Below are 25,458 nucleotides of genomic sequence, written 5' to 3'. Positions count from 1 at the left end.
GAAGGACGTTCCCCCGTATCGTCGCATGAAGCCTACGCCCGCCGGACCGCCGCCTCCAACGCAAGACGGTGTCCATTCCCCGTCGGAACCGAATTTTCGCGGGCGGCGCGGGGACGCCGCGCCAGCGTCAGACGCCTGCGTTCGGCGCCCGGGTCAGGCGCCCGGGTCAGGCGCCCGCGTCAAGCGACGGCCGGGACCGGTGCGGACCCCGGTGCGGGGGATGGCGGGGAAACGGGCGCAGACGCCGCGGCCTCCACCACCGCGCGAGCCGCCGGGACCTCGATGACGCAGCCCATCCCCGCGGCGTTCCAGGCGCGCTCGGCGCGTCCCGCGAGCTGATCGCGGATCGTCGCAAGCAGGACGCGGGACCCGAAGCCTGTCCGCGACGGCGGGACGACGGGGGGCCGCCCGATTCCTCCCAGTGCAGGCGCAGCCGGTCCCCGTCGATCATCCAGCCCAGCCGAACCGTCCCGCCGGGGACTGAGAGGGCGCCGTGCTTCGTGGCGTTCGTCGCGAGCTCGTGCAGCGCCATGGCAAGGGGCTGCACCGCGTTGGCGGCCAGCGTCACCGCCGGGCCGTCCAGGATGATGCGAGAGGCGCCGCCCTCTGGCAGGAAGGGGTCGAGTTCCCCCGCCGCGACCTCCCGCAGGGAGACGCCTTCCCAGCGCCCCTCCGCGAGAAGGGTCTGGGCGCGGGCGAGGGCGCGGACCCGGCCCTCGACGGCGCGGGCGTAGGCGGCGGCGTCATCCTTCGGGGTCAGGCGGAGCGTGGCCTGCACGACGGTCAGCGCGTTCTTCGCGCGGTGGTCCACCTCCCGCATCAGGACGCGCTGGCGATCCTCCGCGTCGTGGCGGGCGGTGACGTCCACGTTCACCCCGACGACGTGGGTGATGCGGCCCATGGCGTCGCGCCGGGCGCGGCCGCGTGCGGCGAGCCAGCGCACCTCCTCCATCCCGTCGGGCGCGCGGCGGAGGATTCGGAATTCCGCCTCCATCACGCCGGTCCGGGTGGCCGCGGTCGCGGCGGCCGCGGCCCTGTCCCGGTCCTCCGGATGGATGACCTCGCGGAAGCGGTCGACGGTGGGTTGGCCGTAGGTCGCGGGGTCGAGGCCGAGCAGGGCGAACTGGCCGTCCGACCAGCGCGCGACGCCCGTCGCGACGTCCCATTCCCAGGCACCGACGCCGCCCGCTTCCTGCGCCAGGCGCAGCCATTCCTCGCTGCCGCGCAGGGCCTCCGTGCGGACCTCCAGCGCGTCGGCCATGGCGTCGAAGCCCGCGGCGAGGCGGCCGAACTCCGCCGCGCCGGGTCATCACGCCGACGCGGGCCGTGGTGTCGCCGCGCCGCCAGCGCTCCATCGCATCGGTCAGCCGGCGCACGACGGGGCGGAGGTAGAGGCGGGAGGCCAGCGCCGCGGCGATCACGGCCGACAGGAGCCCGGCGGCGACCAGGAGGAAGCCGAGACGCGTCGCGCGCTCGATCGGCGCCAGGCCCGCTTCGGTGGAAAGGCCGGCGCTGACGTAGAGGCCTGTCCCGTTCGCGCCCTCCGGCGCGTAGCCGAGGATGCGGCGGGTGCCGTCCTGGCTCGTCACCTCCGTGGCGCCGGGGGCGGTGGCGGTCAGCAGCGGCAGGAAGGGATCGGGGATGCGGGTGCCGACGAAGCGCTCCGGCAGCGGCGCGCGCGCGACGATCACGCCCTCCCGGTCGGCGACGGTGACGGAGCCGCCTGGCGGCAGGCCGCGTTCCTCGAGGCGCGCGGAAAGGCGGCCGGCATCCAGCGCCGCGAGGGCGACGCGCTGCACCGCGCCGGTCGCGTCGACGGCCGGCAGCGCCATCGGCAGGCGCGGGCGCCCGGTGACGCCGCCGGTGCGCAGGCCCCCGATGGCGAAGCGCCGTTCCGTCACCGCTTCCCGGAAATAGGGCAGGTCGCCATAGCCGTCGGCGACGCTGCGCTCCGTCTCCTGCGAGACGCAGGTGACGCGCCCCGACGCGTCGGTGACGACCAGCCGGACGTAATCGGGGAAGCGTTCCTCGAGACGGCCGAGATAGGCGCCGCAGGCCGCCCGGTCGCCGCTGGAGGCGACCGGCGCTTCGAGCACCGCGGCCAGCAGGCCGCGCGTTCCCTCGATCACGCCACCCAGTTCCGAGGAGGCGTAGAGCGCGAGGCGCCGGGCCTCCGCGTGGAGTTCGGCCGTGCGTGCAGTCCGCAGCGACAGTTCGCTCCAGAGTTGAAGGCCCGCTGCCGGAATGACGGCGGCGGTGCAGAGCAGGATGAGCCGGAGGGACAACCCCATCCCGCTACCGAGACCCAGCCGCGCCGCAGATGGCAAGGGTCATCGGGTACACCGTCGGTCACGGACCCGTGAGGACGTCACCGCCAGCCGCAGTCGGGCAGCACGTCGAGCGGCACGGAAAGGCAGCGGACGCCGCCGGCGTTCGGCTCGGGCAGGCGGCCGCCGCGGATGTTCACCTGGAGGGCGAGGAGCATGAGGTCGGGAATCGGCAGGGTGCGGTCCCGTGCCTCCCGCATCGCGACGTAGGCGGCTTCATCGGCGCAGCGGGTGAGGTGGATGTTGGCGGCCCGCTGTTCGGCCACCGTGCTCTCCCAGCACGGCTCGCGTCCGCCCGGGCGGTAGTCGTGCCCGGTGAAAAGGCGCGTCGCGTCGGGCAGGGACAGGACGCGCTGGATCGAGCGCCAGAGCGCCGTCGCGCTGCCGCCGGGGAAGTCGCAGCGCGCGGTGCCGCCATCCGGCATGAACAGCGTGTCGTGGATGAAGGCAGCATCTCCGACGACGTAGGTCACGGAGGCCAGCGTATGGCCGGGCGAGTGGATGACCTCCACGTCGAGGCCGCCGATGCGGAAGCGTTCGCCATCCGCGAAGAGGCGGTCCCAGGCCGAGCCGTCGCAGGGCAGGTCCGGCAGGCCGTAGAGGCGGGACCAGAGGCGCTGCACGTCCACGATCCGCGCACCCATGGCCATCGGTGCACCGGTGCGTTCCTTCAGGGTGGCGGCGGCGGAGAAATGGTCGGCGTGGGGGTGGGTGTCGAGGATCCACTCGATCTGCAGCCCGCGCTCCGCGACGTGGGCGAGGAGTGCGTCGGCGGATCGCGCGGTGACGCAGCCCGCGCGCTGGTCGAAGTCGAGCACGGGGTCGATGATCGCGCAGCGGCGCGTCGCGGGGTCGGAGACGACGTACTGCACGCTTCCCGTGCGCGGATCGTGAAATCCCGCGACCTCCGGCTTCGCCATGTGATCCGTCCCCCTTGGACGAGCGTATCACGTCCGATCGTTACGGGGAGGGGCGAGACGGCCGAATGTCCCGGCCGCGCCGCCGACCGCGGCGGCGCAGCCGGGACATGCTCGCCGTGACGACGGCGGCTACCCGAAGCGCGATTCCGACAGCAGGTCCCGGGCAGCCTCGAGGGCAGCGCGTTGCAGGCGGGGGTTCGGAAGCGTCTGCGCGAGGGCCACGACCTCCGTCGCGAGCGCGGCGCGGCCCCAGTTCGGGCGGGGCCTGTCGTCGTCGCCTCCGATGGGCACGGGGATGTGCGGGCGGCGTGGGCCGATCGAGCCGCAGTCGTCGATCATCCGCTGCGCCACACGGGACAGGGTGCCGTCCGCACCCTCCACGCTCCGCGCGGCCTCGCGGAGGGCAAGTCCGGTGAGCAGGATCGTGGCCAGTGGCCGCCAGGGTTCCGGATGCGGTCCCATGTGCCAGGGCTCCGGGTGGCCGCCCATGTCGGTCACGGTCTGGAGGATGGCCGCGAGGCTTGCCTCGGTGGTGCTGCCGGATTGCATCGTGCTGTTCCCTCTCCCGTCGCTTCGTCGCGCGACGGGGGGAGTATCGGGGCACCCGGTGGCGAGGCGGGGCGAAACTCCCCCGAAAGATCTCCGCAACGGCGCCGATGCCGGCGCCGGCACGTCATGCCCGGTCCGTCGGGCGAGGGGCCGCGAAGACCGAGGTGACCTGCGCGTAGTCGCGGTAGCCGAGGCGCGCGATGGTGCCGGCGGCCACCGCGTCGAAGCGCCCGTCGCGAAGGAAGGCCTCGTCGAGGTGGATCCCGACGACCTCGCCGACCGTCAGGACGTTGCGCGTCGGGCGGCCCGCGGCGTCGGGCAGGTCGAGGCTGACGACGACGCGGCATTCCAGCGCGGCCGGGGAGGCAACGACGCGGGGCGGGCGCACGATCCGGCAGGGCGCGGCTTCGATGCCCGCGGCCTCGAACTCCGACACGCCCGCCGGGTGGTCGCCGGAGGAGGCGTTCATCGCGTCAAACAGCGCGCGGGTTGCAAGGTTGAAGACGAATTCGCCGGTGGCGCGGGCATTGGCGGCGGAGTGCTTCAGGCCTTCGCTTCCGAAGGCGAGCACCGGCGGGTCGTCGCCCACCATGTTGAAGTAGGAATAGGGCGCGAGATTCGCTCGCCCCGACGCGTCGAGGGTGGAAATCCAGCCGATCGGCCGCGGCGCGACGATGGCCTTGATCGGGTCGTGCGGAAGGGGATGGCCAAGGCGGGGTTCGTAGAACACGCGGGGCTCCGGACGGGGAACCCCGCTCCTACCCTAGCGGCGGCCGGTCTGCTGCCCCGGCTGGCCGCCGGATCGTGCGCGGCCGCCGTTGCGGCGAAGGTTCTCGCAGCGGTCGTCCTCCCCGATGCCGAACTGGATCGTGGGAAGCAGGCCGGCGGCGGGCGCCACGAGTGCGCCGAGGGCGCCGGCGATCCCGCCGCGCGCGGCCAGTTCCTCCACGTCCACGCCCACATTCTGGTCACGGAACGTGCCGGTGACGATGATGTCGGTCGGCAGCGCGCCGACGGTGAAGGTCTTGCTTTCGCTGCGCAGGCGAAGGCCCAGCGCCTCGTTGCGCAGGTTCACCGTGGCGTTGCCGAGGATGAGCACGTCCTCCGTGTCCAGCACCAGCGCGCGCGTCGTGACCGTGCCGTTGCCCAGCACGAAGTCACCGACGAAGCACTGGACCTGCGTGCGTCCGGGCAGGCGGATCGTCGAGAGCAGCGCGTTCCCGAGCCGAAGGCCCGAAAGGTCCACGAGCAGCGAGGAGAGGTTCCCACCGGACATTCCGACGGTGAGCGCCCCGTTGCCGTTGCCCGCGATGGCAGCGAAGGAATTTCCCGTGCCCTCGACCCGGCCGCGGCCGGTCAGGCCGCCCGCGCCCTCCACCCCCGCCGCGCCGACGAGGCGGGAGACGTCGAGGTTGCGGAACTGCACCTCGGCGACGGCGTGGAGCGCGTTGCCCTCGCGCGGCTGGAGCGTGATGTTGCCCTCCAGCGTGCCGCGCCCCACGCCGAGCGCGAGCGGGCGCAGGACGAGGTTGCCGTCGCGCAGCTCCATCTCCGCGCGCATGTTGTCGAAGGGAACCCGCCGCCCGACGATGCTGTCGGCGCGGTAGGTCAGGCGGACGTTGGCCGCATCGAGCTTCGGCAGGTTGATCGGGTCGTTCGGCAGGACGCGGGGGTTCGCCTGGTTCCGCGCCTGCTGCTGCCGCTGCTGCGGTGTCTGGCCCGGGGTGTTGCGGCTGCCCGGCTCCTCCCCGATGAAGCCGCCGAGGTCGGCGAGGTCCACGCGGCGGGAGTGGAGTTCGGCGACAACGTCGGGCTTGCCCTGGGTCGGCGTGACGGAGATCGTGCCGGAGAGGTCGGATTGCCCCACGCGGCCCTCGAAGTCGCGGAACCGGATGCGGCCGCCCGCGTAGTCCACCTGGCCCGCGACCTGGAAGGGCGGCGTCTCCGGAAAGGGCACGCCGGACAGCGGCTGCAGCCGCGCCATGTCGGGGCCGCGCAGTTCGGCGCGCACGTTGGCGCCGGCGAGTTCCAGCGGGTTGCTGAGCGTGCCGCGGACCGAGACGCGCGTGTCGCCGTTCGCGAGGTTGATCTCGATCGGCCAGGGCTTCCCGGTGTCCTGCAGGGCCAGCACGGCACCGCCCATCGCTTCGCCGGTGATGCGCTGTCCCGCGTAGGTGCCGTCGGCACGCACGGCGATGCGCGGGTCGGGACCCGCCTCGTCGCGGGTCGCGACGGCCAGGTTGAAGTCGGCCTGCAGGTTGGGGATGCGGACATGCGCGGCGCCGTCGATGACGCGCAGCAGGCCGATCCGGGTGCGGCCCTCGCCGGGTTCCGCGGGGGCGGCGCCCTCGCCCTTCGGGCCCTCGCCGCCGAGGTCGAAGGTGTAGTTGTTCGATCCGTCGTCCCGCGCCAGGGCTTCGACCTGCGGCCGCTCGACCTCGATCGAGGGGATCACGACGCGGCGGTCGCGGACATAGGCCATCACGTCGGCACGGACCGTCAGGCGCGGCGCGCGGGCGAAGGGAGGGTCGTCGGGCCATCCCTCCGGGTTCGCGACGCGGATGCCGAGGGCCGAGACGGTGGTGACGCGTCCCAGGCGGACCTGGAGGTGCTCGATCGTCACCTTCCGTCCCAGCGCGGCGGAGGCCTGGCGTTCGGCGAGCGGGATGAACCAGTCCCAGTCCCAGAAGGCGACGAGGAGCGCGATCGCCAGGATCGGGATGCCGAGCCAGATGGCCCAGCGCGGGACACGTCGCCGTTCCGCCATCACCCGCGCCTCCATCCCGTGACCTCCCTGTAACGCGACGGAGCGTCCCCGGTTCGCAACCGGAAGCGGGGCCGGTCCGTTGCTGGACCGTTCATACGGATGGGTTGCGGATGCTTGGCCGGGCCTGGAACATCATCAAGGACGCCTTCGGCGGCTTCGTGGAGCACGAGGCGATGACGCGTGGCGCCGCGATCGCCTGCTACACGCTGTTCTCGCTCGCGCCGTTGCTCGTCGTCTCCGTCGCGATCGCCGGGTTCTTCTTCGGCGCGAGCAACGTGAACACCCAGTTGATGGGCCAGCTCACCGCCCTCGTTGGGGAGGAAGGCGCCAAGGCCATTCAGGGGATGGTGGAGGCGGGCGGGAAGACGGGAAGCGGGATCGCCGCGGCCGTCGGCATCGCCGTCCTCCTGGTCTCCGCGTCCGGCGTCTTTGCGGAGCTGCAGACCGCGCTGAACGTCATCTGGCGCGCGGAGCAGAAGCCGGTCACGGCGATGAGCCTGGTGAAGGCGCGGGCGCTGTCCATCGGGCTCGTCGCGGCGACGGGGTTCCTCCTCCTCGTCTCGCTCGTGGTCTCGGCGGTGATCGCGGCCTTCGGGAACTGGATGACGGGCTACGCGCCCGGGTTGAGGTGGTTGCTGCAGATCGTCAACCTCCTCGTCTCCTTCCTCCTCGTCGCCGGGCTCTTCGCCGCGATCTACAAGGTGCTGCCGGACCGGATCCTGTCCTGGCGCGACGTGATCGTGGGCGCGCTGGTGACGGCGTTCCTGTTCAACCTCGGCAAGGTGCTCATCGCGCTCTACCTCGCCAATTTCGGCGGGTCCTACGGGACGGCGGGCGCGCTCGTCGTCGTGCTGGTCTGGGTCTACTACTCCGCGCAGGTGTTCCTGCTCGGCGCGGAGTTCACGCGGGCCTGGGCGGCGCGGGAGGGGGACTGGCGCGGGGTGGACCTCTCTGCCCCCGGATCCGCCGCCGGAATGGCCCGGGCGCAGTTGGGGGCCGACGCGCCCTGACGTGAACTTCCGGTAAGGATGTGGTAGGCCGCGCAGCCCGGCGCGGACCGGGCGCGCAGCCCGAAGGAATGCCGCTTGAGCCTTGGCCTCATCGCCCTGCTGGACGACATCGCCGCGCTGGCGAAGGTTGCGGCCGCGTCCCTCGACGACGTTGCGGCCGCAGCGGGCAAGGCCGGTGCGAAGGCGGCGGGGGTCGTCATCGACGATGCGGCGGTGACGCCGCGCTACGTCGTCGGCTTCTCGGCGGACCGGGAACTGCCGATCGTCGGGCGGATCGCGCTGGGGTCGCTGAAGAACAAGCTGCTGTTCCTGCTGCCGGGTGCGCTGCTGCTCGGCACGCTGGCGCCCTGGGCGATCACGCCGCTGCTCATGCTCGGCGGCGCCTATCTCTGCTACGAGGGGGCGGAGAAGGTCTATGAGGCGCTCGTCCCCCATGCCGCCTACGCGCATGAGGAGAAGACCGGCGCCGCGCCGGCCGACCCGCGCGCGCTGGAGGAGGCGAAGGTCCGCTCCGCCATCCAGACGGACTTCATCCTCTCGGCGGAGGTGATGGCGATCGCCCTCGCGACCATCCCGGATTCCGGCTTCGTCGCCCGCGCAGCGGTCCTGGCGGTGGTCGGGATCGGCCTGACGGTCCTGGTCTACGGCGCCGTCGCGCTGATCGTGAAGGCGGACGACGCGGGCGTCGCCCTGGCGCGCAGCGGGTCCGGTGCGCTCCGGGCGCTGGGACGCGGGATCGTGCTGGCCATGCCGCCCTTCCTGAAGGCGCTCTCGATCGTCGGCACCGCGGCGATGCTCTGGGTCGGCGGCGGCATCCTGCTGCACGGGCTGGAGGAATACGGCCTCGGCGGCTTGCCGCACGCGATCCACGACGCGGCGCACGCGATCGGCAAATCGCTCCCGCTCGGCCCCGTGTGGGAATGGCTGGCCAATGCCCTTGCCTCAGGACTGATTGGCCTGGCGGTCGGCGCAGCGTTGATCCCGGTCGTGGGCAAGGTGCTGGCGCCGCTGTTCCGGCGGCTGCGCGGCGGGGCGGCGCGCCCCGCGCACTGACCCCGGGCATTCGCAGGGCCCGCGATCGGGTCCATGCTCCGTACACCGACGAACGAGCGGAGACGCGTCATGCCCGGAGCCTCCACGCCCCTGCCGGTGGACCTGACCGGGTTGCGCGTCGCCATCAGCGCCGGTGCGGGCGGGATCGGGCTCGTCATGGCCGATTGCTTCGCCGGCCGCGGCGCGCGGGTCTTCGTCTGCGACCTGGACGCGGCGGCCCTGGCGGCGTGCCCGCACCCGTCGGTCCGCGCCGACATGGGCGATGCCGTCCAGGCCGAAGGCTTCGTGGACGCGGCCGTCGCGGCCCTCGGCGGGCTCGACGTGCTCGTGAACAACGCGGGCATCGCGGGCCCCACCGCGCGCGTTGAGGACGTGACGCCGGAGGATCTGGACCGCGTGCTGCGGGTGGACGTGGCGTCCATGTTCCATTGCACGCGCCGCGCGCTGCCGGCGCTGCGCGCGGCGGGGGGCGGGTCCATCGTCAACCTCTCCTCCGTCGCGGGGCGCTTCGGCTTCGCGCTGCGCAGCCCCTATTCATCGGCCAAGTGGGGCGTCGTGGGCTTCACGAAGTCGCTGGCGATCGAACTCGGCCCGGAGGGCATCCGGGTCAACGCCATCCTACCCGGAGCCGTCGCGGGGGAGCGCGTGCGGCAGGTCATCGCGGCGAAGGCGGAGGCGAACGGCCTCTCCTTCGAGGAGCAGGAAAGCCGCATCCTCGCGAACTCGCTGCGCACCTATGTCACGCCGCACGACGTCGCGAACATGGCGCTCTACCTCTGTTCCCCGTTCGGGGCGACGATCAGCGGCCAGGCCCTCGCGATCGACGGGGATCAGCAGTACCTGGCTTGAGCCCCGCCGGGGCGTTCAGCTGCGCACAAGCGGGCAGCCTCCTTCCGAGATGGGCCGGAAGGCCTCCTCCGCCGGGATCGTGCGGACGAGCTTGTAGTAGTCCCAGGGGCCGCGGCTCTCGCCGGGCGCCTTCACCTCGAAGAGGTGGACGGGGTGGACCTTCCGGCCGTCCTGGCGGATCGAGCCGGGGCCGAAGACGTCGTCATCCACCGGCATGGCCTTCATGCGGGCGATCGTCTCGGCGCCGCTGGCCTTGGCCTGCGCGGCGCCCATCTCGGCCGCGACCTTCAGGTAATGCAGCACGGCGCCGTAGCAGCCGGCCTGGATCATCGTGGGGCGCTGCTGGCCCGGCATGTCGCGCAGCACGCGGGACGTGAAGGCGCGGCTGCGGTCGTTCAGGTCCCAGTAGAAGGCATCCGTCAGCACCAAGCCCTGCGCCGTCTCCAGGCCGAGCGCGTGCACGTCGGTGATGCCGACGAGCAGGCCCGCGAGCTTCGCGCCGCGGCGGGTGACGCCGAACTCCGCGGCCTGCTTCACCGTGTTGATCGTGTCGCCGCCGGCGTTGGCGAGGCCGATCACCTTCGCGCGGCTGGCGGCGGCCTGGGTGAGGTAGGATGAATAGTCCGTCGTGCTCAGCGGGTGCCGCGCGCCGCCGACCACGCGCCCGCCGGCGCGCCGGACGAACTCCGTCGTGTCGCGCTCGAGCGCGTGGCCGAAGGCGTAGTCGGCGGTGATGAAGAACCAGGTGTCCCCGCCCGCCCGCACCATCGCGTCGCCCGTGCCGTGGGCGAGCATCCAGGTGTCGTAGGTCCAGTGCACCGTGTTCGGGGAACAGGCGGGACCCGTGAGGTCGGAGATCGCGCCGCCCGAGTTCAGGAAAACCTTGTTCTTCTCCCGCACGATCCCGGACACGGCGAGCGCGACGGAGGAGGTCGGGACGTCCACGACCACGTCCACGCCGTCGCGGTCGATCCATTGGCGGACGATCGTGGACCCAACGTCCGGGCGGTTCTGGTGGTCGGCCTGGATGACCTCGACGGCAAGGCCGCGCGCCGCGGCGACCTCCGCCACGGCCTGGCGCACGCAGACGGTGGAGCCGGGGCCGGTCGGGTCGCGGTAGACGCCGGACTGGTCGTTCAGGACGCCGATGCGGATCGTGTTCGCGGGCTGCGCGCGGGCGCCCTGGATGGGCAGTGCGCCGAGCGCGGCGGCGCCGAGCACGGTGCGGCGGTGCAGGGTCATGGTCGCTTGGCCTCCCGACGGTGTTCTTGTCCGGGGATCGTAGGGCTACCCATTGGGCCTTGCTATCAGCAGGTTGCGCCGGGGCCTGCGACTAGCCCGGCGCCGCGACGACCGATTGCTGGCTGGCGGCGCAGAGCGCGCGCGCGCCGTTCCGTTCCGCATGCACGTCCACCCGGACGACGGTGACGCTGCGGCCGCTGCGCAGGACCAGCCCTTCGGCGAGCAGGCGTTCGCCGATGGCGGGGCGCAGGAAGTTGATCTTGTATTCCAGCGACAGCACGTCGGCCGCCGCGGCCATGGCAGTCATCGCCGCGTAGCCGCCGGCTACGTCGGCCAGGGCGCCGATCGCGCCGCCGTGGAAGAAGCCGTGCTGCTGCGTCACGTCTTCCGAGAGGGGAGGGAGAGGACGCAGCGTCCGGCCTCCAGCGCCTCGATCGTGACGCCCAGGCGGCGCATGAGGCCCTGGCGCGCGAAGGAGGCGCGGATCGCCGCCTCCCGCTCCGGTGGCAGCACGGCGGTCAGCGGCGGGCGGACCGGGCGAGGCCGGCGAGTTCGCGGTTGAAGCGTGGCGCGTCTTCCCAGAACGGAGCGTGGCCGATTCCCACGTACAGCGAGAGCCGCGCGCCCGGCACGGTGGCGGCGGTGTAGCGCGCCATCACCGGGGTGATCAGCGCGTCCGCCTCGCCCTGCGTCACGAGGGTGGGCACGTCCACCGCGCGCAGCCCCGCCTCGTACTCCGCGGGGCGGCCGAGGAGCGACAGCCGCACGTGGCGCGGCACCATCGTGTTGAAACCCATCATCGTCTCGAACTCGTCCTGCGTCGGCTGGCGCTCGAAGCAGGCGCGAAGGAACCTCCGGGTGCCGTCCAGCGCCATCCGCAGGTCGGCGTGGCCGTAGCCATTCGGGCCGGTGTGGACGCCCGCGGGCCCGGCGCCGCCCGGTGGGGCGCCGGTGACGGCGTCCACGAAGTTCAGCGCACCGATGCCCGACGTGCCGTGCGCGGCGAGGTAATCGTTCAGGACGCGGCCGCCGTAGGACCAGCCGACGAGGACCGGGCGGCGCAGGTCCAGCGCCGTGATGATGCCCCGAAGGTCCGCCGCCCACATCGCGCCGGGCTTGTAGTGCTCGTCGCCCTCCGGCTTGCCGGAGAGGCCGTGGCCGCGGAAATCCATCGTGACGAGCCGGAACTCGCGGGCGAGCGCGGGATCGGCGATCTGCTTGTCCCAGGACAGGTTGCACTGGCCGAAGCCGTGGACCAGCAGGATGGGGATACCCTCGGGGTTGCCGTATTCGTAGGTCGCGATGGGCGTGCCGCCGCCGCCGGGGACCATCACCTGCCTGTAGGTCAGCGTCGGGGCAGCGCCCTGCGCGACGGCCTTCCCGGCGCGCCCCGCGCCGAGCACGGCCAACGCCCCCGCGGCGAAGATCGCGCGACGTTGCGGCATGGCGTTTCCCCGTTCCGAGAGGTGCAGCATGGCGTCGGCCCGCCGCGCCGCGCAAACGATACGCGCAAACGATACGCGCAAACGATACGCGCAAACGATACCGGCCTCGTCCGCCATCCACCCTGCGCGTGCCGGGCGATGATGCGGGATCGGCAGCGGTCAGCTCCGCGCCGAGGCGGAGGCGAGCGCGTCCAGCACGATCCGCTCCGTCAGGATCTGCGGCAGCACCTGCGGCGCCCCGCCGCCCGCGGGGTAGAGGAGGTATAGCGGCACGCCGTCCCGCGCGTTCGCACGCAGCAGCGCCGACAGGGTCCGGTCGCCGTTCGTCCAGTCGCCGACGAGCGTTGCGACCCCGGCGCGGGAGAAGGCCTCGCGCACCGCCGTCGCGTCCAGCGCGACGCGCTCGTTCACCTTGCAGGTGATGCACCAGGCCGCAGTGACGTTGACGAAGACCGGACGCCCCTCCGCCCGCAGCGCGGCGACGCGTTCCTCCGACCAGGCCTCGGCGTTCGTCGCGGCCTCGGGCGCGCGGGCCGCGGAAAGGCCGGGCAGCAGCGCCAGGGCGCCGAGCACCGCCGCGACCGCCGCCGCGCGCCCGAGCCGCAGCCCACGCCCGGCCGCCTGCGCCTGCCCCAGGATCCAGGCCCCGAAGCCGAGCAGCACCGCGCCGCCCAGCAGCACCAGCACCCCGTCCGGCCCCGCCTGCTGCGTCAGCACCCAGGCCAGCCAGGCCGCCGCCCCGTACATCGGGAAGGCGAGCGCGCCGCGCAGGCGCTCCATCCAGGCCCCCGGCCGCGGCAAGGCGCGGGCGATCCCCGGCGCCACCGCCAGCAGCGCCCAGGGCAGCGCCATCCCGAGGCCAAGCGCCCCGAAGACCGTCAGCGCGCCCGCCGGCGGCATCGCCAGCGCCGCCCCCAGCGCCGTCGCCATGAAGGGCGCCGTGCACGGCGTGGCGACGATCACCGCCAGCGCCCCCGTCGCGAAGGCGCCGAGCGGCCCACCGCGCGACGCCGCGCCTTGTCCCATCCCGACGGGCCCACCGACCGCGAAGACGCCGGACAGGTTCAGCCCCACCGCGAGCATCAGCCAGGCCATCAGCGCCACGAAGACGGGCGAGGTGAACTGGAAGCCCCAGCCCGCGGCCGACCCCGCCGCGCGCAGCCCCACCAGCACGCCCCCGATCGCGAGGAAGGACAGCACCATCCCCGCGACGGTCGCGAGCGCCTCCGCCCGCACCGCCCCGCGTGCGGCGCCGGACAGCCGCGCAAGCCCCGCTGCCTTCATCGCCAGCACCGGGAAGACGCAGGGCATGAGGTTGAGGATCAGCCCGCCCAGCAGCGCCAGCCCCGCCGCGACCGCCAGCGGTGTCCCGCCCGGTGCCGCCGGCATCGGCCCGATGGGCGCCGAGACCGCATAGGCCGACCGCGCCCCGGCCGCGTCGGTGATCGCGACGAGTCCGGACAACGGATCGCCGATCGGCGCCGTCCCGCGCGTCAGGCCGAGCGTCAGCACTCCGTCCCGCACCGCCATCGCCTGTGCCGCCGCGTGGTCCAGCACGCCGGTCGTTGCCGGGAAGAAGAAGGCCTCGCGCACGCCACGCGCCGTGATCCCCTCGCCCGAGACCTCGATCGCGCCGCGCGTGCCCTCGAAGCCGGCGCGGGCCTGGAACACGCCGTCCCGCGGGAGGGCCGCCTCGGCCGCGCGGAACAGGGCGGCGGTGGCCGGGTCGGGCCGGGCTGCGGCCTCGACGGGGATGTCCAGGCGGAACTCGCCCTCCTCGGGGATGCAGACATCGGCGCAGACCAGCCAGTTCGCCCGCGCCTCGACCGTGTAGAGGCGTCCCGGCGTAAGGTCGCGTGGCAGCGCCACGGCCAGGGGCAAGGCGACCTCGCCCTCGTAGCCGTAGGACATCAGGGGCGGCGTCGGGATGCGCTGCGGGACGGGGAAGCGCAGCGGGGCGGCCTCGCCGCCATCGGGGAAGGTCAGTTCCACTTCGGCCGGGGCCCCGGCATCGCCCGGATTGGTCCAGTAGGTATGCCACCGCGGCGCGAGCCGCAGCCGCAGCGCCAGCCGCAGCGTCCCGCCGGGCTCCACCGCCGCGAGGTCCGCCGCCAGCGTGACCCTTGCTCGTTCCGAGGCGACGGCGTCGCTCTCCCCGCCCGCGCCGGCATGGCGAAGGTCAGCGCGGCCAGCAGGGCGAGGAGGAGGCGCATCCGGTCCTCTATAAGGATCGCCCTCGCGGCCGGACAACTCGCGCGGGGCAGGGCGCGGCCGATCGCCGCGATCGGCGACCACCGGTTGCGGCGCCGGCCCGGCCTGCCGCACCGTCTCCCGGCCGGTAGGATCCGGCAAGCAGGAGGAGGACCCCGTGTCCGCACATCGCCGCGGCCTGTTCATGGGATTGATCGCCGGCGCCGGCCTGACGGCCGGCGCCGCCCTGGCGCAGAGGACCTTCTACCCCGCGCCCGACGGTTTCCACGGCCTGCCGGCGGGGCGGACCATCGGCCTCGTCTGCACGGACGGCGCGGGCCAGGCGGTGCAGGGCAGGGTGCCGGTGGGGACGGCGGCGACGAGCCAGCAATTCGGCTTCACCGCCCTGTCCGTGCGCTGCCCGTGACGCGCGTCAGGCCGAGGCTGCGTCCAGGTCCCGCATCTCCTCGGCCGACAGCCGCAGCGACACCGCGCGTGCGAGCGAGGACAACTGCTCCACGCTCGTCGCGGAGGCGATCGGCGCGGTGACGCCGGGCTTCGCGATGAGCCAGGCCAGCGCTACCTCCGCAGGCTTCGCGCCGTGTCGGGCCGAGACGGCGTCGAGCGCGTCGAGCACGCGCATCCCCCTCTCGTCGAAGTAGCCCTTCACGCGGGCTTCGCGCGCCCGCCCGCCCGCATCGGCGGCGCTGCGGTACTTCCCGGTCAGGAACCCCGCCGCGAGGGAGAAGTAGGTGATCACCCCAACCCCCTCCCGCAGGCACAGGTCGCGCAACGGGCCTTCGAAGGATCCGCGCTCCATCAGGTTGTATTCGGGCTGCAGCGTCTCGTAGCGCACGACGCCGGCGCCCTCGGACGCGCGCAGCGCGGCGTCCAGCCCCGTCGCGTCGTAGTTGGAGGCGCCGACGGCGCGAACCTTTCCGGACTTCACCAGCCGGTCGAAGGTCGTCATCGTCTCCTCGATCGGCGTCGCCGCGTCCGGCCAATGCGCCTGGTACAGATCGATCCGGTCCGTCCGCAGCCGCCGCAGCGAGTGCTCCACCGCCGTCTCGATCCAGGCGGCGCGGAGGGTTTTGCCTTCCCCCATGTCGCCGCCGCACTTCGTCAGGATCAGCACGCGCTCCCGCTTGCCCGGGTTGGCCGCAAGCCATTCGCCGATGACCGTCTCGGACTCGCCGCCCGAATGGCCGGGGACCCAGCGCGAATAGACGTCGGCCGTGTCGATCCCGTTCAGGCCCGCATCCACGAAGGCGTCGAGGATGGCGAAGGAGGTCGGCCGGTCCGCGGTCCAGCCGAAGACGTTGCCCCCCAGGACGAGCGGCGCGACCGAGAGGCCCGAACGGCCGAGCGGACGATGTTCCATGGCGATGCTTCCCTGATGCCCGGCCCCGGATGGCCGGCCCCTGCTTGCCGTCCCCGGCCTGGCGGCAGGCCGCGGCGGTCGGCCCGACGCGCCGCTCCGGCCACCCGACGTCGGCCCGGTGACGGGCCGGCGGCCGGACTGTGGTGTCTCCCGCGCATCGCGTCACCCCACGCCGGTCATTCGCCTCGCGTCCGTTCGTCGCCGGCCATTTCCCCCGGCCCGTTTCCCCAGCCCTCCGGCCCTGGACGACGCTTCGGCGCGGACCGCACCATCCGCCCGCGCCCCGAGGGCAGGTTGCCCGCGATCCAGCCCGGAGCCCCCATGCCCCAAGCCCCCTTCCACGGCTGGCGCGTCGTCCGCGCCGCCTTCGTCGTCGCCGTCTTCGGCTGGGGGGTGGGGTTCTACGGGCCGCCGGTCTTCCTGCACGCCGTTCACGAATCGCGCGGCTGGCCGGTGCCGCTGATCTCCGCGGCGATCACCGCGCATTTCCTGTTCGGCGCCTTCGTCACCGCGAACCTCGCGGCGCTGCACCGCCGCTTCGGCCTGGCCGTCGTCACCCGCGCCGCCGCCCTCTCCGCCGCCATCGGCCTCCTCGGCTGGGCGCTGGCGCGGGAGCCCTGGCAGCTCTTCGCCGCGGCGCTTCTGACCGGCGCGGGATGGTCGGCGACGAGCGGGGCGGCGATCAATGCGATCGTCGCGCCCTGGTTCGTCCGGCGCCGCCCCGCCGCCCTCTCCACGGCCTATAACGGCGCGAGCGTTGGCGGCGTCGTGCTCTCGCCGCTCTGGGTCGTACTCATCGCCGGGCTCGGCTTCCCGGGGGCGGCGGCGGTCGTCGGAACCGCCATGGTGCTCGCCCTGTGGTTCCTCACGGCTCGCATCATCGGGCCCGGTCCCGCCGATCTCGGCCAGCATCCGGACGGCGAGGCCGCGCCTGGCCCCGCGCGCCCCGCGCCGGCGTCCCGGCCCGGCGGCAGCCTCTGGCGCAGCCGCGCCTTCGCCACGCTCGCGGTCGCGACCTCGCTCTCGCTCTTCGCGCAGATCGGGCTGATCGCGCACCTCTACTCCCTCCTCGTGCCCGCGCTGGGGGAGCAGGGGGCCGGCTTCGCCGCGGGGCTCGCGACGGCCTGCGCGATCGCGGGGCGCACGGGGCTCGGCTGGCTGCTGCCGGAGGGCGCGGACCGCCGGCGCGCTGGCGCCGCCAATGCCACGGTGCAGGTCGCGGGGTCCCTGGTTCTGCTGGCGGCCGCGGGGGCGAGCGCCCCGCTGCTTCTCCTCGGCGTCGTCCTCTTCGGGCTGGGGCTGGGGAACGCGACGTCCCTGCCGCCGCTGATCGCGCAGCGGGACTTCGCGCTGGCCGACACGGCCCGCGTCGTCGCCCTCGTGACCGCGTGCAGCCAGGCGGCCTATGCCTTCGCGCCGGCCGCCTTCGGGTTGTTGCGGGACCTCGGCCCGGCCCCGATCTTCGTCGCGGCCGCGGCGCTGCAGGCCGCGGCGGCGCTGGTGCTGCTGGCCGGGCGGCCCGCGCCCGCGGCCGCCGGGCTGGATGGCCGGACCCCCGCCGGCCCGTCCCGGGGCGGGTAGGGGGACCTGTGTGGGGGGGCTTATCCTGCATCACATCGGTCCGGGCGATACGGTCAGCCACGGGCCTGACGTCCTCGGTCCCGCGTCCCGGCTCGCCGGACCTCGATGCGGAAGCGTGGCGCGGCTCGTCCCCCGGCCGTAGGGCAGGGCCCGTGGCCCATCGCCTGCCGTGATGAGGTGGGCCAGCGCGGCGAGGAGTCGCACCGGCGCGAAGGGCTTGGCGAGCATCACGGATCGGGGCACGCCCTCCGACACCCAATCCTGCATGACGTCGCCGCTCATGTAGACGACGGGCATGTCGTGGACGAGTTCCCGCGCCCGGCGCGCCACGTCCCACCCGACCAGCGGGCCGGGCAGATGGATGTCGGTCAGGACGGCCCGGAACCGGCCGGGGGCGGCCTGGAGTTCCGCGACGGCCCGCTCGCCCTCCGCCACGGCCCAAGCCGCGAAGCCGCCTTCGGCGAGCACTTCGACCAGGACCTCGCGGACGATGGGCTCGTCCTCGACGAGCAGCACAGGAATCAACGGTTCCACGGCCCAGTTCCCCCGTTCCGCATGATTGGTCACAGGTCTTCGTCACGCGGGTTGCCGTCACGCGGGCCCGTGCACGGGCCCGCGGGCGCGTCTCCGCGGATGCGCCGACACGACGGACGCCGTCCCGGGCCGGATCGAGGCCATGCCGCGCCGTGCCGCCCGCCGCCCCGGTTCTGCGAGGCCGTCCGATCCGGCCGACGACATGCGTGCAGCCATCCCCGCCTTCGCCGCGGCGAGAGTAGCGAAGCCCGCTTGGCACCGCGCCGAGACGTCCAGCTGCAGGAGTGTGGAGGGAGCGACCCCGACGGGCGCCGCTCCCCCCTTTCCGGGTCAGGATTCCCCGTCAGGCCTGGCGGCGCTTGCGCATCACCATGCCGAGGCCGAGCAGGCCGGCGCCGAACAGCATCAGCGAGGCCGGCTCGGGGATCGGCGTCCGGTTGAACGCGACGTTGTCGAACTCGAACGCGAACTGCGAGGAAGTCGCGACCACCCGGTTGAAGTCCAGCGTGGAGTTGATGTTCACGTAGAGCGTGCCGTTGACGCCCCGATCGCCGTTCGGCGAGGCCGTCACGTCCGCGCCGGTGATGGAACCGACCAGGGTGTTGTCGTTGTAGAACGACAGCGAGTTGTAGTCGTCCACCGACCCCCAGAGCAGGCCGAAGTACTTCTGCAGGTCAGGCAGCTTGAGCTCGATCATGGCGCTGGCCATGCTGCCGGTGGAGCCGGTGGTGAGGAAGGTCGTTTCGTCCACCCCGTTCGCCTGGTTAGGTGAGCCGAAACCCATGCCGTTCCCGCCGGAGAGGAAAGGCGCGGCGTAGATGTTGGCCTGCGAGCCCTGGACCGCCGCCGCGTTCGGGGTGAAATTTACCATGACCCCGGAAGGGGTCAGCCCACCGGCGATTCCGAGCGGCAACCCGTCGAAGTTCTCATACGTTACACCGGTGGGAGCACCACCGACCGAGCCGGCGACCACCAGTTCCGCCCGTGCGGCGCTGGTGATGGCGAGGCCGGCGACCATCCCGAGAAGCAGTGACTTCAGCGTCGTCATTGTTAAGTCCTTTCGAGAGCACTTTTACGGTCCGAACCGACTGCCATCGGTTCGGACCGTTTTCCGCATGAATCGTGCCGTAACGATAAGCTGTTGTTGCGCAACGACATTTGTATCGTTCCGCCTCGCAGTCGCACGAAATCTGTTAAAATGGACGACACAACTTCACGTTGTGAGACGCCGTTCGGTGGCTGACGCAATGCAACCGGGGCGGAATTCCGGTGGCGATTTCAACATCGTAGCCCCGGCTCTGGCGCGGCCTTGGGTCGGTCTGTCGCCGCGGGTGAATTGTCAGAAAAGCCGACACGTTCCGGGCCGCGCTGGTCATCGCCCGACCTGACGCCGGCGGGACACGCGGACGTGATCCCGCCTGCTACGGTGCCGATCCCGGCTCAACCGCCGGGGTTCGGGTCGATGCGGGGCGGTGAATCCCGCATTCCACCTTCTCGCGTCCGCGCCAGCGCCCAGCGCGCAGATCCTCGCCCGGCATCACGCGGGACGTGCAGGGCATGCAGCCGATGGAGGGGAAGCCCTGCGCCACCAGCGGGTGCGCGGGCAGGTCCAGCGACCGCAGACGCGCCGCGACCTGCCCCGGCGTCCAGTCGGCAAGCGGGTTGACCTTCACGCGCGGCCCGTCGGCCTCGAACCGCCGCAGCCCGGCGCGCGTCGGGGACTGGTGCCGGCGTCGGCCGTTCAGCACGACGTCGAAGCCCGCCAGCGCCCGCCCGAGCGGCGCGACCTTGCGCAGGCCGCAGCAGGCCTCGGAGTCGACGTACCACAAGGCGCCGTCGGGATCGGCCGCCGCGACCTCCGACGCGTCCGGCGCGATCGTCCTGACGTCGGTCAGGCCGAGGCGCGCGACGAGCGCGTCCCGGTGCGCCAGCGTCTCCCGGAACAGCTGGCCGGTGTCGAGGAACAGCACGGGCATCGCCCGCTCCGCCGCCGCGACCATCGCCAGCAGCACCGCCGAATCCGCCCCGAAGGAGGAGACCAGCGCGATCCGCCCGACGTGGCTCCGACAGAGCGCCGCCACCAGTTCCTCGGCTGGGAGGTGCCCGAAGGCGGCATCGAGGGCTTCGGGCGCGGCGTCGGGGGACGCCAGGGCGCTGTCGAACGGCATCGGATCGTCAAACCATGGCTCGCTGGACGATAAATAACGGTAGAAGAACGTGCGTCCATCGGTTGCACGCAGGAAACCGCGCTGATCTGCCTCCTGCCCACCGCATGACAGGGCGGCCCATCCGGTCCACACGCGCCGGCATGGCTGCCCCGCTGCCCGACCTGCCCGTCGCCGAAGCCCTTCCAGACCTCCTGGCCGCGCTGCGCGCCGGGCCGAACGCCGTGCTCGTCGCCCCGCCCGGCGCCGGGAAGACGACCCTCGTTCCCCTCGCGCTCATGGAGGAGCCCTGGGCGAGCGACGCGAAGATCCTCGTCCTCGAACCCCGCCGCGTCGCCGCGCGCGCGCCGCGCGGCGCATGGCGGACCTGGTGGGGGAGGGGGCCGGGCGGGGCCATCGGCCTTTCCACGCGCCTCGATCGCGCGGTGTCCGGGCGCACGCGGGTCGAGGTCATCACCGAAGGCCTCCTCGTCCGCCGCCTGCAATCCGACCCGGGGCTTGAGGGCGTCGCCGCCGTGCTGTTCGACGAGGCGCATGAGCGGCACCTCGACACCGACCTCGGCCTGGCGCTGTGCCTCGACCTGCAGCGCGCGATCCGGCCCGAGCTGCGCCTCCTCGCGATGTCCGCGACGCTCGATGCGGTGGGCTTCTCGCGACTGCTCGACGCGCCGCTGATCGAATCCGCGGGCCGGGCCTTTTCCGTCGTGGTGGAACACCGCCCGCGCGACCTGAAGGAGCCGGGTGAACTGCCCGACGCCATGGCCGCCGCCATCCGCGCGGCGCTGCGCGAGCATCCCGGCGACGTGCTCGCCTTCCTCCCGGGCTGGGGAGAGATCCGGCGCACCGCCGAACGCCTGGCCGGGGTGGAGGCGGAGGTGCTGCCGCTGCACGGCGAACTCCCGCCCGCCGAGCAGGACCGCGCGCTGTCGCCGTCGCCGCGCCGGAAGGTCGTGCTCGCCACCTCCATCGCCGAGACCTCGCTGACCGTCCCCGGCGTGCGGATCGTCGTGGATGGCGGCTACCGCCGCGCGCCCCGCCTCGACGCCGCGACGGGATTGACGCGGCTGACGACGGTCCGCATCTCCGCGCGGCGGCCGAGCAGCGGGCGGGGCGCGCCGGGCGCACGGAGCCGGGCGTTGCCATCCGCCTCTGGACCGAGGCGCTGCACCGAGGCCTGCCGCTGGCCGATCGTCCGGAGATGCTGGAGGCCGAACTCTCGGGCCTCGCGTTGGACTGCGCGGCCTGGGGCGCCGATCCCCGCACGCTGCCCTTCCTCGATCCGCCGCCCGAGGGAGCGCTGAAGGCGGCGGCCGCGCTGCTGCGCGACCTCGACGCGCTGGACCGGGAGGGGCGGATCACCGCGACGGGCCGCCGCATGGCCCTTCTCGGCACGCATCCGCGCCTGGCCCGCGTGATGGTCGAGGCCGCGAACGAGTTGGAGGCCGCGCTCGCCGCCGACCTCGCCGCGCTGCTGGAGGAACGCGACCCCATCCGGGGATCTTCTGGGGCGCGCGGGACGCGCGACGACGCGCCGTCCGACATCCACATGCGCCTGGACCTGCTGCGCGGCGGCGACCATCCGAACGCCGACCGCGCGACGATCGGCCGCATCCGCCGCACCGCCGACCTGCACCGCCGCCGCCTCGGCGTGCCGGCCCGCACCGTGGCGGAGGGTGACGTCGCCGCGTTGCTGGCCGCCGGCTTCCCCGACCGGATCGCGGCGCGGCGCGGGACGATGGAGGGCGCCTTCCGCCTGGCATCCGGCCAGGGCGCACGCCTTCCGGCGACCGACCCGCTACGCAAGGCGCCGCTGCTGGCCGTCGCCGCGCTGGACCTGCTGGGGACCGAGGCGCGGATCCGCATGGCCGCGCCGCTCGACCGCGCCCTGCTGGAACGCCGCTTTCCCGACCGCCTGATCCGCGAGGACGTGACGGAGTTCGATGGCCGTGCCAACGCCGTCACCGCCCGCCGCCGCCTGCGCTTCGGCCCGCTGGTGCTGGAGGAAGCGCCGCTTCAGCATGCCGACCCCGGACAGGTCGCCTCGGCCCTGGCGCGCGCCGCCGCGGAACGGGGCTTTCGCGACCTCGACTGGACCAAGGCCGCGACGCAGCTCCGTGCCCGCCTGCGCTGGGCGCATCGGACGGGCGGCGACCCCTGGCCGGACCTGTCCGACGCCGCCCTGGCCGCGACGGCCGACGAATGGCTCGCGCCCCACCTGCACGGACTCGCCCGCCTGTCCGACCTGAAGTCGCTCGACCTGACCGCGATCCTGCACGGCCTGGTGCCGTGGGAGGCGCGGCGGCGGCTGGATGCCGAACTCCCCGCCCGCCTCGACCTCCCGGCCGGGCGCTCCGCCATGATCGACTACGACCGGGACGTGCCGGCGCTGGAGGCCCGGGCCCAGCACCTCTACGGCCTGGCGGGGCTGCCCCCGTTGATGGGGGGGCGCATCCCCCTCCAGGTCAGCCTCCTCTCGCCCGCCGGGCGGCCGGTCGCGGTCACGGCCGACCTGCCTGGATTCTGGCGCGGCGCCTGGGCGGATGTGAGGAAGGACATGCGCGGCCGCTATCCGCGGCACGACTGGCCGGAGGACCCTTCCACCGCCGCCGCGCCGCTCGAACGGACGGCGCGCTGACGGTCCGCCATGCCGGGGCGAACCGGCCATCCGGCGCGGCGCTCACGCCTCGGTGGGCGCCGCGCCTTGAAGCCATCGCCCGCCGCCCCCTTATGAGCGCAACGACGCGAATCCAGACGGAACCGAATCCCGGCTCATGCCCCATCTCCTCGACCGCCGTGCCGCCCTGTTCGGCCTCGGCGCGACCACGCTGTTGCCGGCCTGCTCCGCCTCCCCCGCCGGCGCGCAGGTGGTGTCCGGCCGCGGCGCCGGCCTGCCGGACTTCGCCGACCTGGCCGAGCGCGTGCTGCCGGCCGTCGTGAACATCGCCGTGAGCAGCGAACAGCCCGGCGGCCAGGTCCCGCCCGAACTCCGCGGCACGCCCTTCGAACGCTACTTCCGCGAGCGCCGCGGGAACCGGCAGCAGGTCCAGGGCGCGGGATCCGGCTTCGTCATCGACCCCACGGGCTACGTCGTGACGAACAACCACGTCGTCGGGCAGGCGTCGCGCGTCGTGGTCTCGTTGCAGGACGGGACGGAAATTCCCGCGCGCGTCGTCGGGACGGACGAGCTGACCGACCTCGCGCTGCTGAGGATCGAGAGCCGGTCGGCGCTGACGGCGGTGCCCTGGAACTCCGGCTCGGTGCGCGTGGGGCAATGGGTGATGGCCGCGGGCAATCCCTTCGGCCTCGGCGGCACCGTCACGACCGGCATCGTCTCGGCGCGCGGGCGCGACATCGGCACGGGGCCCTTCGACGACTTCATCCAGACCGATGCGGCGATCAATCCCGGCAATTCCGGCGGGCCGTTGTTCAACCTCGCGGGCGAGGTGATCGGCATCAACACGGCGATCTACTCGCCCACCGGCGCCTCCGCCGGCATCGGCTTCGCGACGCCGGCGGAACTCGCCAAGCCCGTCATCGAGGGGCTGCGCCGCGACGGGCGGGTCGAGCGCGGCTGGCTCGGCGTCGCCGTGCAGGACCTGAACCCCGAGGCGCCGCGCGGGCGCCGCGGCGTGCAGATCCAGGGCGTGGAGCGCAACTCCCCCGCCGGCCGCGCGGGGCTGCGCCCCGGCGACGTCGTGACGGCGCTAAACGGGGAGCGGGTGGAGACGTCGCGCAACCTCATCCGCAGCGTCGCGGGCATCGCGCCGGGGCAGAGCGTGCGCCTGACCCTCACGCGCGATGGGCGGCAGCAGGACGTGAACGTGCAGGTGGGGCGCCGCCCGCCGGGGGGCGGGCAGGGGCAGCAGCAGCAGCAATAACCGGGCATCCGGCGCATCGCCTGGCCGACGCGACGGGGACGCCAGCGCCGCGTTGACGAAGCATCCGTCGAGCCGGCGACCCACAGCGAAGGCTACCGATGCGTCCCATCCACCTCGCCGCGCTGCCCGTCCTGCTGTCGTTGGCCGCGCCGCCAGCTTCCGCGCAGCCCTCCTTCGCCTGCCGCCGCGCGAGCACGCCGGTGGAGGAGGCGATCTGCGCCTCGCCCGGCCTCTCCGCCCGGGACTCCGACCTCTCCGCCGCCTTCCGCGCTGCCGCGGGCGTGCCGGGTGTTCCCGAATCGCAGCGCGCCTGGCTAGCCGAACGGAACCGCCGCTGCGGCATCGCGATGCCGAAGGCCGCGCCGGGCGAACGGGAGGCCTGCCTTGTACGCCTCTACGATGACCGCCTTGCCGAACTGCGCCGCCTCGTGCCGGCTGCGGCCGTGGCGCCGGGAACGGACGCGACCTACGGGGGACGGTGGCTGTCCCGCATTCCCGGCATCGTCGGCGAACTGACGCTTCGGCCGCGGCCGGATGGCGGCTGGGACGCGCGGCTCCGCACCGCGCGGGAGAATCCGCCGAACCCGACCTGCGACGTGGACTGGATCGCCCGGCCGATGACGGACGGTTCCCTCGTCGGACGCACGGAGGACGGCACGGGCGTTACGATGCTGCTGCGGCGCGACGGCCCCCTCCTGCGCGTCGCGGCGACGGACCAGGATCAGCACTGCGGCGTGAACGCGACCTTCACCGGCGCCTACGGCCGCTGACGCTCGCGCGGGTCCCCCGCGCCCACGCGGGATCAGTGCGCGCCCGTGAGACCCTTCGCCCGCACCAGCGGCTTGCGGAGGGGCGGCATCGGCGCGCCCTCCACGAAGTACTCCACGTTGTCCGCGTTGCGCATCGCGACCCGCGGCCGCTGCGCCGCCAACTGCATCGCCGCGCCCGGGCCGTAGGCCGCATCCTTCGTCTTCGCGACGAGGTGGCTGACCTCGTGCACCAGGGTCCCGAAGCGCGTGTCCCGGCCCATGCTGGCGTCCGAGTTGAAGAAGCGCGGGCAGACCGTGATCCGCCGTTCGTCCAGCCGCGCGAAGGCGAAGATGCCGCCGTCGCGGCAGGTCCGCGCGGTGCCGCAGCCCGTCGGCGGGCGCTTGCCCGGCCGTAGCCCGGCCAGGACCTGCTTCAGGACCGTGCGCACCTCGGCCCGCGGCGCGGTACCGAACCAGCGCCGCGCCAGGTCCCCGTCGGGTTCCCGCGCCAGGTGCTCCAGCCCCGCCCGGGTCCGTGCCTCCGCCTCGTCATAGGCGGCCTGGACGAGGGGCACCTGGTCCGCCGTGCACCCCGTCAGGTTCGCCGCCCGCGCCGCGCCCATGGGAAGCAGGAGGCCGAGTGCCAGGAAGGTGAGGGCCAGGGTGGGGCGCATCCGCCCATCCTACACCGGATCGTGCCGTCCACGCGGCCGGTAGGAGGACGGCTTCGTCTTGCCTGTGGCGCCGCTTGCGTCCGATGCTGTGGCGGTCAAGGCACCGGGCCGGAAAGGCGTGGCCGCCCCAGGGAAGGAAACACC

Annotated in this window: 24 protein-coding genes; 9 read left to right on the top strand and 15 right to left on the bottom strand. The window is 73.5% G+C overall.

What is annotated here, in order from left to right; translation table 11 throughout:
* Positions 1-166 precede the first annotated feature (166 nt).
* The 5 genes from ACE7GA_RS05170 to ACE7GA_RS05150 all read right to left on the bottom strand — a co-directional run bounded on the left by ACE7GA_RS05170 (position 167) and on the right by ACE7GA_RS05150 (position 6,578).
* Positions 167-1,261, bottom strand: coding sequence for an HWE histidine kinase domain-containing protein (locus tag ACE7GA_RS05170; protein ID WP_376096601.1), 1,095 nt, complete (start codon positions 1,259-1,261; stop codon positions 167-169).
* 1,107 nt (positions 1,262-2,368) lie between these two features.
* Positions 2,369-3,247, bottom strand: coding sequence for an MBL fold metallo-hydrolase (locus ACE7GA_RS05165; protein ID WP_376096598.1), 879 nt, complete (start codon positions 3,245-3,247; stop codon positions 2,369-2,371).
* Positions 3,248-3,376: 129 nt separating this feature from the next.
* Positions 3,377-3,796: a hypothetical protein gene (locus ACE7GA_RS05160; RefSeq protein WP_376096595.1), complete on the bottom strand. Its 420-nt coding sequence runs from the start codon at positions 3,794-3,796 to the stop codon at positions 3,377-3,379.
* 124 nt (positions 3,797-3,920) lie between these two features.
* Entirely contained in the window at positions 3,921-4,526 is a 606-nt protein-coding gene (locus ACE7GA_RS05155; RefSeq protein ID WP_376096592.1) for a flavin reductase family protein, read from the bottom strand.
* Positions 4,527-4,559: 33 nt separating this feature from the next.
* Positions 4,560-6,578 (bottom strand): AsmA family protein, encoded by a 2,019-nt coding sequence (locus ACE7GA_RS05150; protein WP_376096589.1) that lies wholly within the window; start codon positions 6,576-6,578, stop codon positions 4,560-4,562.
* Between the two features lie 95 nt (positions 6,579-6,673).
* Here ACE7GA_RS05150 and ACE7GA_RS05145 point away from each other — a divergent pair, with 95 nt between their 5' ends.
* The 3 genes from ACE7GA_RS05145 (at position 6,674) to ACE7GA_RS05135 (ending at position 9,475) form a co-directional block, all read left to right on the top strand.
* Positions 6,674-7,573 (top strand): YihY/virulence factor BrkB family protein, encoded by a 900-nt coding sequence (locus ACE7GA_RS05145; RefSeq protein ID WP_376096586.1) that lies wholly within the window; start codon positions 6,674-6,676, stop codon positions 7,571-7,573.
* A 75-nt stretch (positions 7,574-7,648) separates the two neighbouring features.
* Positions 7,649-8,626, top strand: a complete 978-nt coding sequence (locus ACE7GA_RS05140; RefSeq protein WP_376096583.1) for a DUF808 domain-containing protein — start codon at positions 7,649-7,651, stop codon at positions 8,624-8,626.
* Positions 8,627-8,695: 69 nt separating this feature from the next.
* Positions 8,696-9,475 (top strand): SDR family oxidoreductase, encoded by a 780-nt coding sequence (locus tag ACE7GA_RS05135; protein ID WP_376096580.1) that lies wholly within the window; start codon positions 8,696-8,698, stop codon positions 9,473-9,475.
* A gap of 15 nt (positions 9,476-9,490) precedes the next feature.
* On the opposite strand, the gene ACE7GA_RS05130 is transcribed toward ACE7GA_RS05135, so the two are convergent.
* From ACE7GA_RS05130 to ACE7GA_RS05110, 5 genes are all read right to left on the bottom strand, one after another.
* A complete protein-coding gene (locus tag ACE7GA_RS05130; protein ID WP_376096577.1) occupies positions 9,491-10,717 on the bottom strand; it encodes an ABC transporter substrate-binding protein in 1,227 nt (408 codons plus the stop codon).
* A 91-nt stretch (positions 10,718-10,808) separates the two neighbouring features.
* Positions 10,809-11,099 carry a PaaI family thioesterase gene (locus ACE7GA_RS05125; RefSeq protein ID WP_376096574.1) on the bottom strand — a complete coding sequence of 97 codons (291 nt, stop codon included), beginning with the start codon at positions 11,097-11,099 and terminating at the stop codon, positions 10,809-10,811.
* Positions 11,096-11,230: a hypothetical protein gene (locus ACE7GA_RS05120; protein ID WP_376096571.1), complete on the bottom strand. Its 135-nt coding sequence runs from the start codon at positions 11,228-11,230 to the stop codon at positions 11,096-11,098. Before ACE7GA_RS05120 ends, ACE7GA_RS05125 begins: the two co-directional genes overlap by 4 nt.
* A 5-nt stretch (positions 11,231-11,235) precedes the next feature.
* Positions 11,236-12,162 carry an alpha/beta fold hydrolase gene (locus ACE7GA_RS05115; protein WP_376096568.1) on the bottom strand — a complete coding sequence of 309 codons (927 nt, stop codon included), beginning with the start codon at positions 12,160-12,162 and terminating at the stop codon, positions 11,236-11,238.
* Positions 12,163-12,321: 159 nt separating this feature from the next.
* The gene (locus ACE7GA_RS05110) at positions 12,322-14,514 is read right to left on the bottom strand and encodes a protein-disulfide reductase DsbD family protein (RefSeq protein WP_376096565.1); all 2,193 of its coding nucleotides are present in this window, start codon (positions 14,512-14,514) and stop codon (positions 12,322-12,324) included.
* A 16-nt stretch (positions 14,515-14,530) separates the two neighbouring features.
* On the opposite strand from ACE7GA_RS05110, the gene ACE7GA_RS05105 reads away from it, so the two are divergent.
* Positions 14,531-14,779 (top strand): hypothetical protein, encoded by a 249-nt coding sequence (locus tag ACE7GA_RS05105; RefSeq protein WP_376096562.1) that lies wholly within the window; start codon positions 14,531-14,533, stop codon positions 14,777-14,779.
* Between the two features lie 6 nt (positions 14,780-14,785).
* Here the strand turns inward: ACE7GA_RS05105 and ACE7GA_RS05100 are convergent, their stop codons facing one another.
* Positions 14,786-15,733, bottom strand: a complete 948-nt coding sequence (locus ACE7GA_RS05100; protein ID WP_376096559.1) for an aldo/keto reductase — start codon at positions 15,731-15,733, stop codon at positions 14,786-14,788.
* A gap of 321 nt (positions 15,734-16,054) precedes the next feature.
* Between ACE7GA_RS05100 and ACE7GA_RS05095 the strand changes: the two genes are divergently transcribed.
* On the top strand, positions 16,055-17,314 hold the full coding sequence (locus ACE7GA_RS05095; protein WP_376096555.1) for an MFS transporter: 1,260 nt from the start codon (positions 16,055-16,057) through the stop codon (positions 17,312-17,314).
* Positions 17,315-17,344: 30 nt separating this feature from the next.
* On the opposite strand, the gene ACE7GA_RS05090 is transcribed toward ACE7GA_RS05095, so the two are convergent.
* The 3 genes from ACE7GA_RS05090 to ACE7GA_RS05080 all read right to left on the bottom strand — a co-directional run bounded on the left by ACE7GA_RS05090 (position 17,345) and on the right by ACE7GA_RS05080 (position 20,016).
* A complete protein-coding gene (locus tag ACE7GA_RS05090) occupies positions 17,345-17,848 on the bottom strand; it encodes a response regulator (RefSeq protein ID WP_376096552.1) in 504 nt (167 codons plus the stop codon).
* Positions 17,849-18,191: 343 nt separating this feature from the next.
* The gene (locus ACE7GA_RS05085) at positions 18,192-18,896 is read right to left on the bottom strand and encodes a PEP-CTERM sorting domain-containing protein (RefSeq protein WP_376096549.1); all 705 of its coding nucleotides are present in this window, start codon (positions 18,894-18,896) and stop codon (positions 18,192-18,194) included.
* 373 nt (positions 18,897-19,269) lie between these two features.
* A complete protein-coding gene (locus ACE7GA_RS05080) occupies positions 19,270-20,016 on the bottom strand; it encodes a phosphoadenylyl-sulfate reductase (RefSeq protein ID WP_376096546.1) in 747 nt (248 codons plus the stop codon).
* Between the two features lie 140 nt (positions 20,017-20,156).
* On the opposite strand from ACE7GA_RS05080, the gene ACE7GA_RS05075 reads away from it, so the two are divergent.
* The 4 genes from ACE7GA_RS05075 to ACE7GA_RS05060 all read left to right on the top strand — a co-directional run bounded on the left by ACE7GA_RS05075 (position 20,157) and on the right by ACE7GA_RS05060 (position 24,661).
* Positions 20,157-21,314, top strand: a complete 1,158-nt coding sequence (locus ACE7GA_RS05075) for a helicase-related protein (protein WP_376096543.1) — start codon at positions 20,157-20,159, stop codon at positions 21,312-21,314.
* Complete coding sequence (locus ACE7GA_RS05070) at positions 21,212-22,648, top strand: ATP-dependent helicase C-terminal domain-containing protein (protein WP_376096541.1); 1,437 nt, start codon at positions 21,212-21,214, stop codon at positions 22,646-22,648. Before ACE7GA_RS05075 ends, ACE7GA_RS05070 begins: the two co-directional genes overlap by 103 nt.
* 136 nt (positions 22,649-22,784) lie before the next feature.
* A complete protein-coding gene (locus ACE7GA_RS05065; protein WP_376096538.1) occupies positions 22,785-23,891 on the top strand; it encodes a S1C family serine protease in 1,107 nt (368 codons plus the stop codon).
* A 98-nt stretch (positions 23,892-23,989) separates the two neighbouring features.
* Complete coding sequence (locus ACE7GA_RS05060; protein ID WP_376096535.1) at positions 23,990-24,661, top strand: lysozyme inhibitor LprI family protein; 672 nt, start codon at positions 23,990-23,992, stop codon at positions 24,659-24,661.
* A gap of 32 nt (positions 24,662-24,693) precedes the next feature.
* On the opposite strand, the gene ACE7GA_RS05055 is transcribed toward ACE7GA_RS05060, so the two are convergent.
* The gene (locus ACE7GA_RS05055) at positions 24,694-25,314 is read right to left on the bottom strand and encodes a M35 family metallo-endopeptidase (RefSeq protein WP_376096532.1); all 621 of its coding nucleotides are present in this window, start codon (positions 25,312-25,314) and stop codon (positions 24,694-24,696) included.
* Positions 25,315-25,458: the final 144 nt, after the last annotated feature.

This window comes from Roseomonas sp. CCTCC AB2023176 (assembly GCF_042259275.1).
GTDB lineage: Bacteria > Pseudomonadota > Alphaproteobacteria > Acetobacterales > Acetobacteraceae > Roseomonas.
Note: the sequence above shows the minus strand (reverse complement) of the source record. Positions and strands in the feature narration are given on the sequence as shown.

Coding starts and splice junctions, on each gene's coding strand:
- ACE7GA_RS05165 (WP_376096598.1), bottom strand. CDS start 3,247: ATGGCGAAGCCGGAGGTCGCGGGATTTCACGATCCGCGCACGGGAAGC.
- ACE7GA_RS05075 (WP_376096543.1), top strand. CDS start 20,157: ATGGCTGCCCCGCTGCCCGACCTGCCCGTCGCCGAAGCCCTTCCAGAC.
- ACE7GA_RS05060 (WP_376096535.1), top strand. CDS start 23,990: ATGCGTCCCATCCACCTCGCCGCGCTGCCCGTCCTGCTGTCGTTGGCC.
- ACE7GA_RS05100 (WP_376096559.1), bottom strand. CDS start 15,733: ATGGAACATCGTCCGCTCGGCCGTTCGGGCCTCTCGGTCGCGCCGCTC.
- ACE7GA_RS05150 (WP_376096589.1), bottom strand. CDS start 6,578: ATGGAGGCGCGGGTGATGGCGGAACGGCGACGTGTCCCGCGCTGGGCC.
- ACE7GA_RS05095 (WP_376096555.1), top strand. CDS start 16,055: ATGCCCCAAGCCCCCTTCCACGGCTGGCGCGTCGTCCGCGCCGCCTTC.
- ACE7GA_RS05065 (WP_376096538.1), top strand. CDS start 22,785: ATGCCCCATCTCCTCGACCGCCGTGCCGCCCTGTTCGGCCTCGGCGCG.
- ACE7GA_RS05080 (WP_376096546.1), bottom strand. CDS start 20,016: ATGCCGTTCGACAGCGCCCTGGCGTCCCCCGACGCCGCGCCCGAAGCC.
- ACE7GA_RS05160 (WP_376096595.1), bottom strand. CDS start 3,796: ATGCAATCCGGCAGCACCACCGAGGCAAGCCTCGCGGCCATCCTCCAG.
- ACE7GA_RS05115 (WP_376096568.1), bottom strand. CDS start 12,162: ATGCCGCAACGTCGCGCGATCTTCGCCGCGGGGGCGTTGGCCGTGCTC.
- ACE7GA_RS05055 (WP_376096532.1), bottom strand. CDS start 25,314: ATGCGCCCCACCCTGGCCCTCACCTTCCTGGCACTCGGCCTCCTGCTT.
- ACE7GA_RS05145 (WP_376096586.1), top strand. CDS start 6,674: ATGCTTGGCCGGGCCTGGAACATCATCAAGGACGCCTTCGGCGGCTTC.
- ACE7GA_RS05130 (WP_376096577.1), bottom strand. CDS start 10,717: ATGACCCTGCACCGCCGCACCGTGCTCGGCGCCGCCGCGCTCGGCGCA.
- ACE7GA_RS05135 (WP_376096580.1), top strand. CDS start 8,696: ATGCCCGGAGCCTCCACGCCCCTGCCGGTGGACCTGACCGGGTTGCGC.
- ACE7GA_RS05070 (WP_376096541.1), top strand. CDS start 21,212: ATGCTGGAGGCCGAACTCTCGGGCCTCGCGTTGGACTGCGCGGCCTGG.
- ACE7GA_RS05170 (WP_376096601.1), bottom strand. CDS start 1,261: ATGGCCGACGCGCTGGAGGTCCGCACGGAGGCCCTGCGCGGCAGCGAG.
- ACE7GA_RS05085 (WP_376096549.1), bottom strand. CDS start 18,896: ATGACGACGCTGAAGTCACTGCTTCTCGGGATGGTCGCCGGCCTCGCC.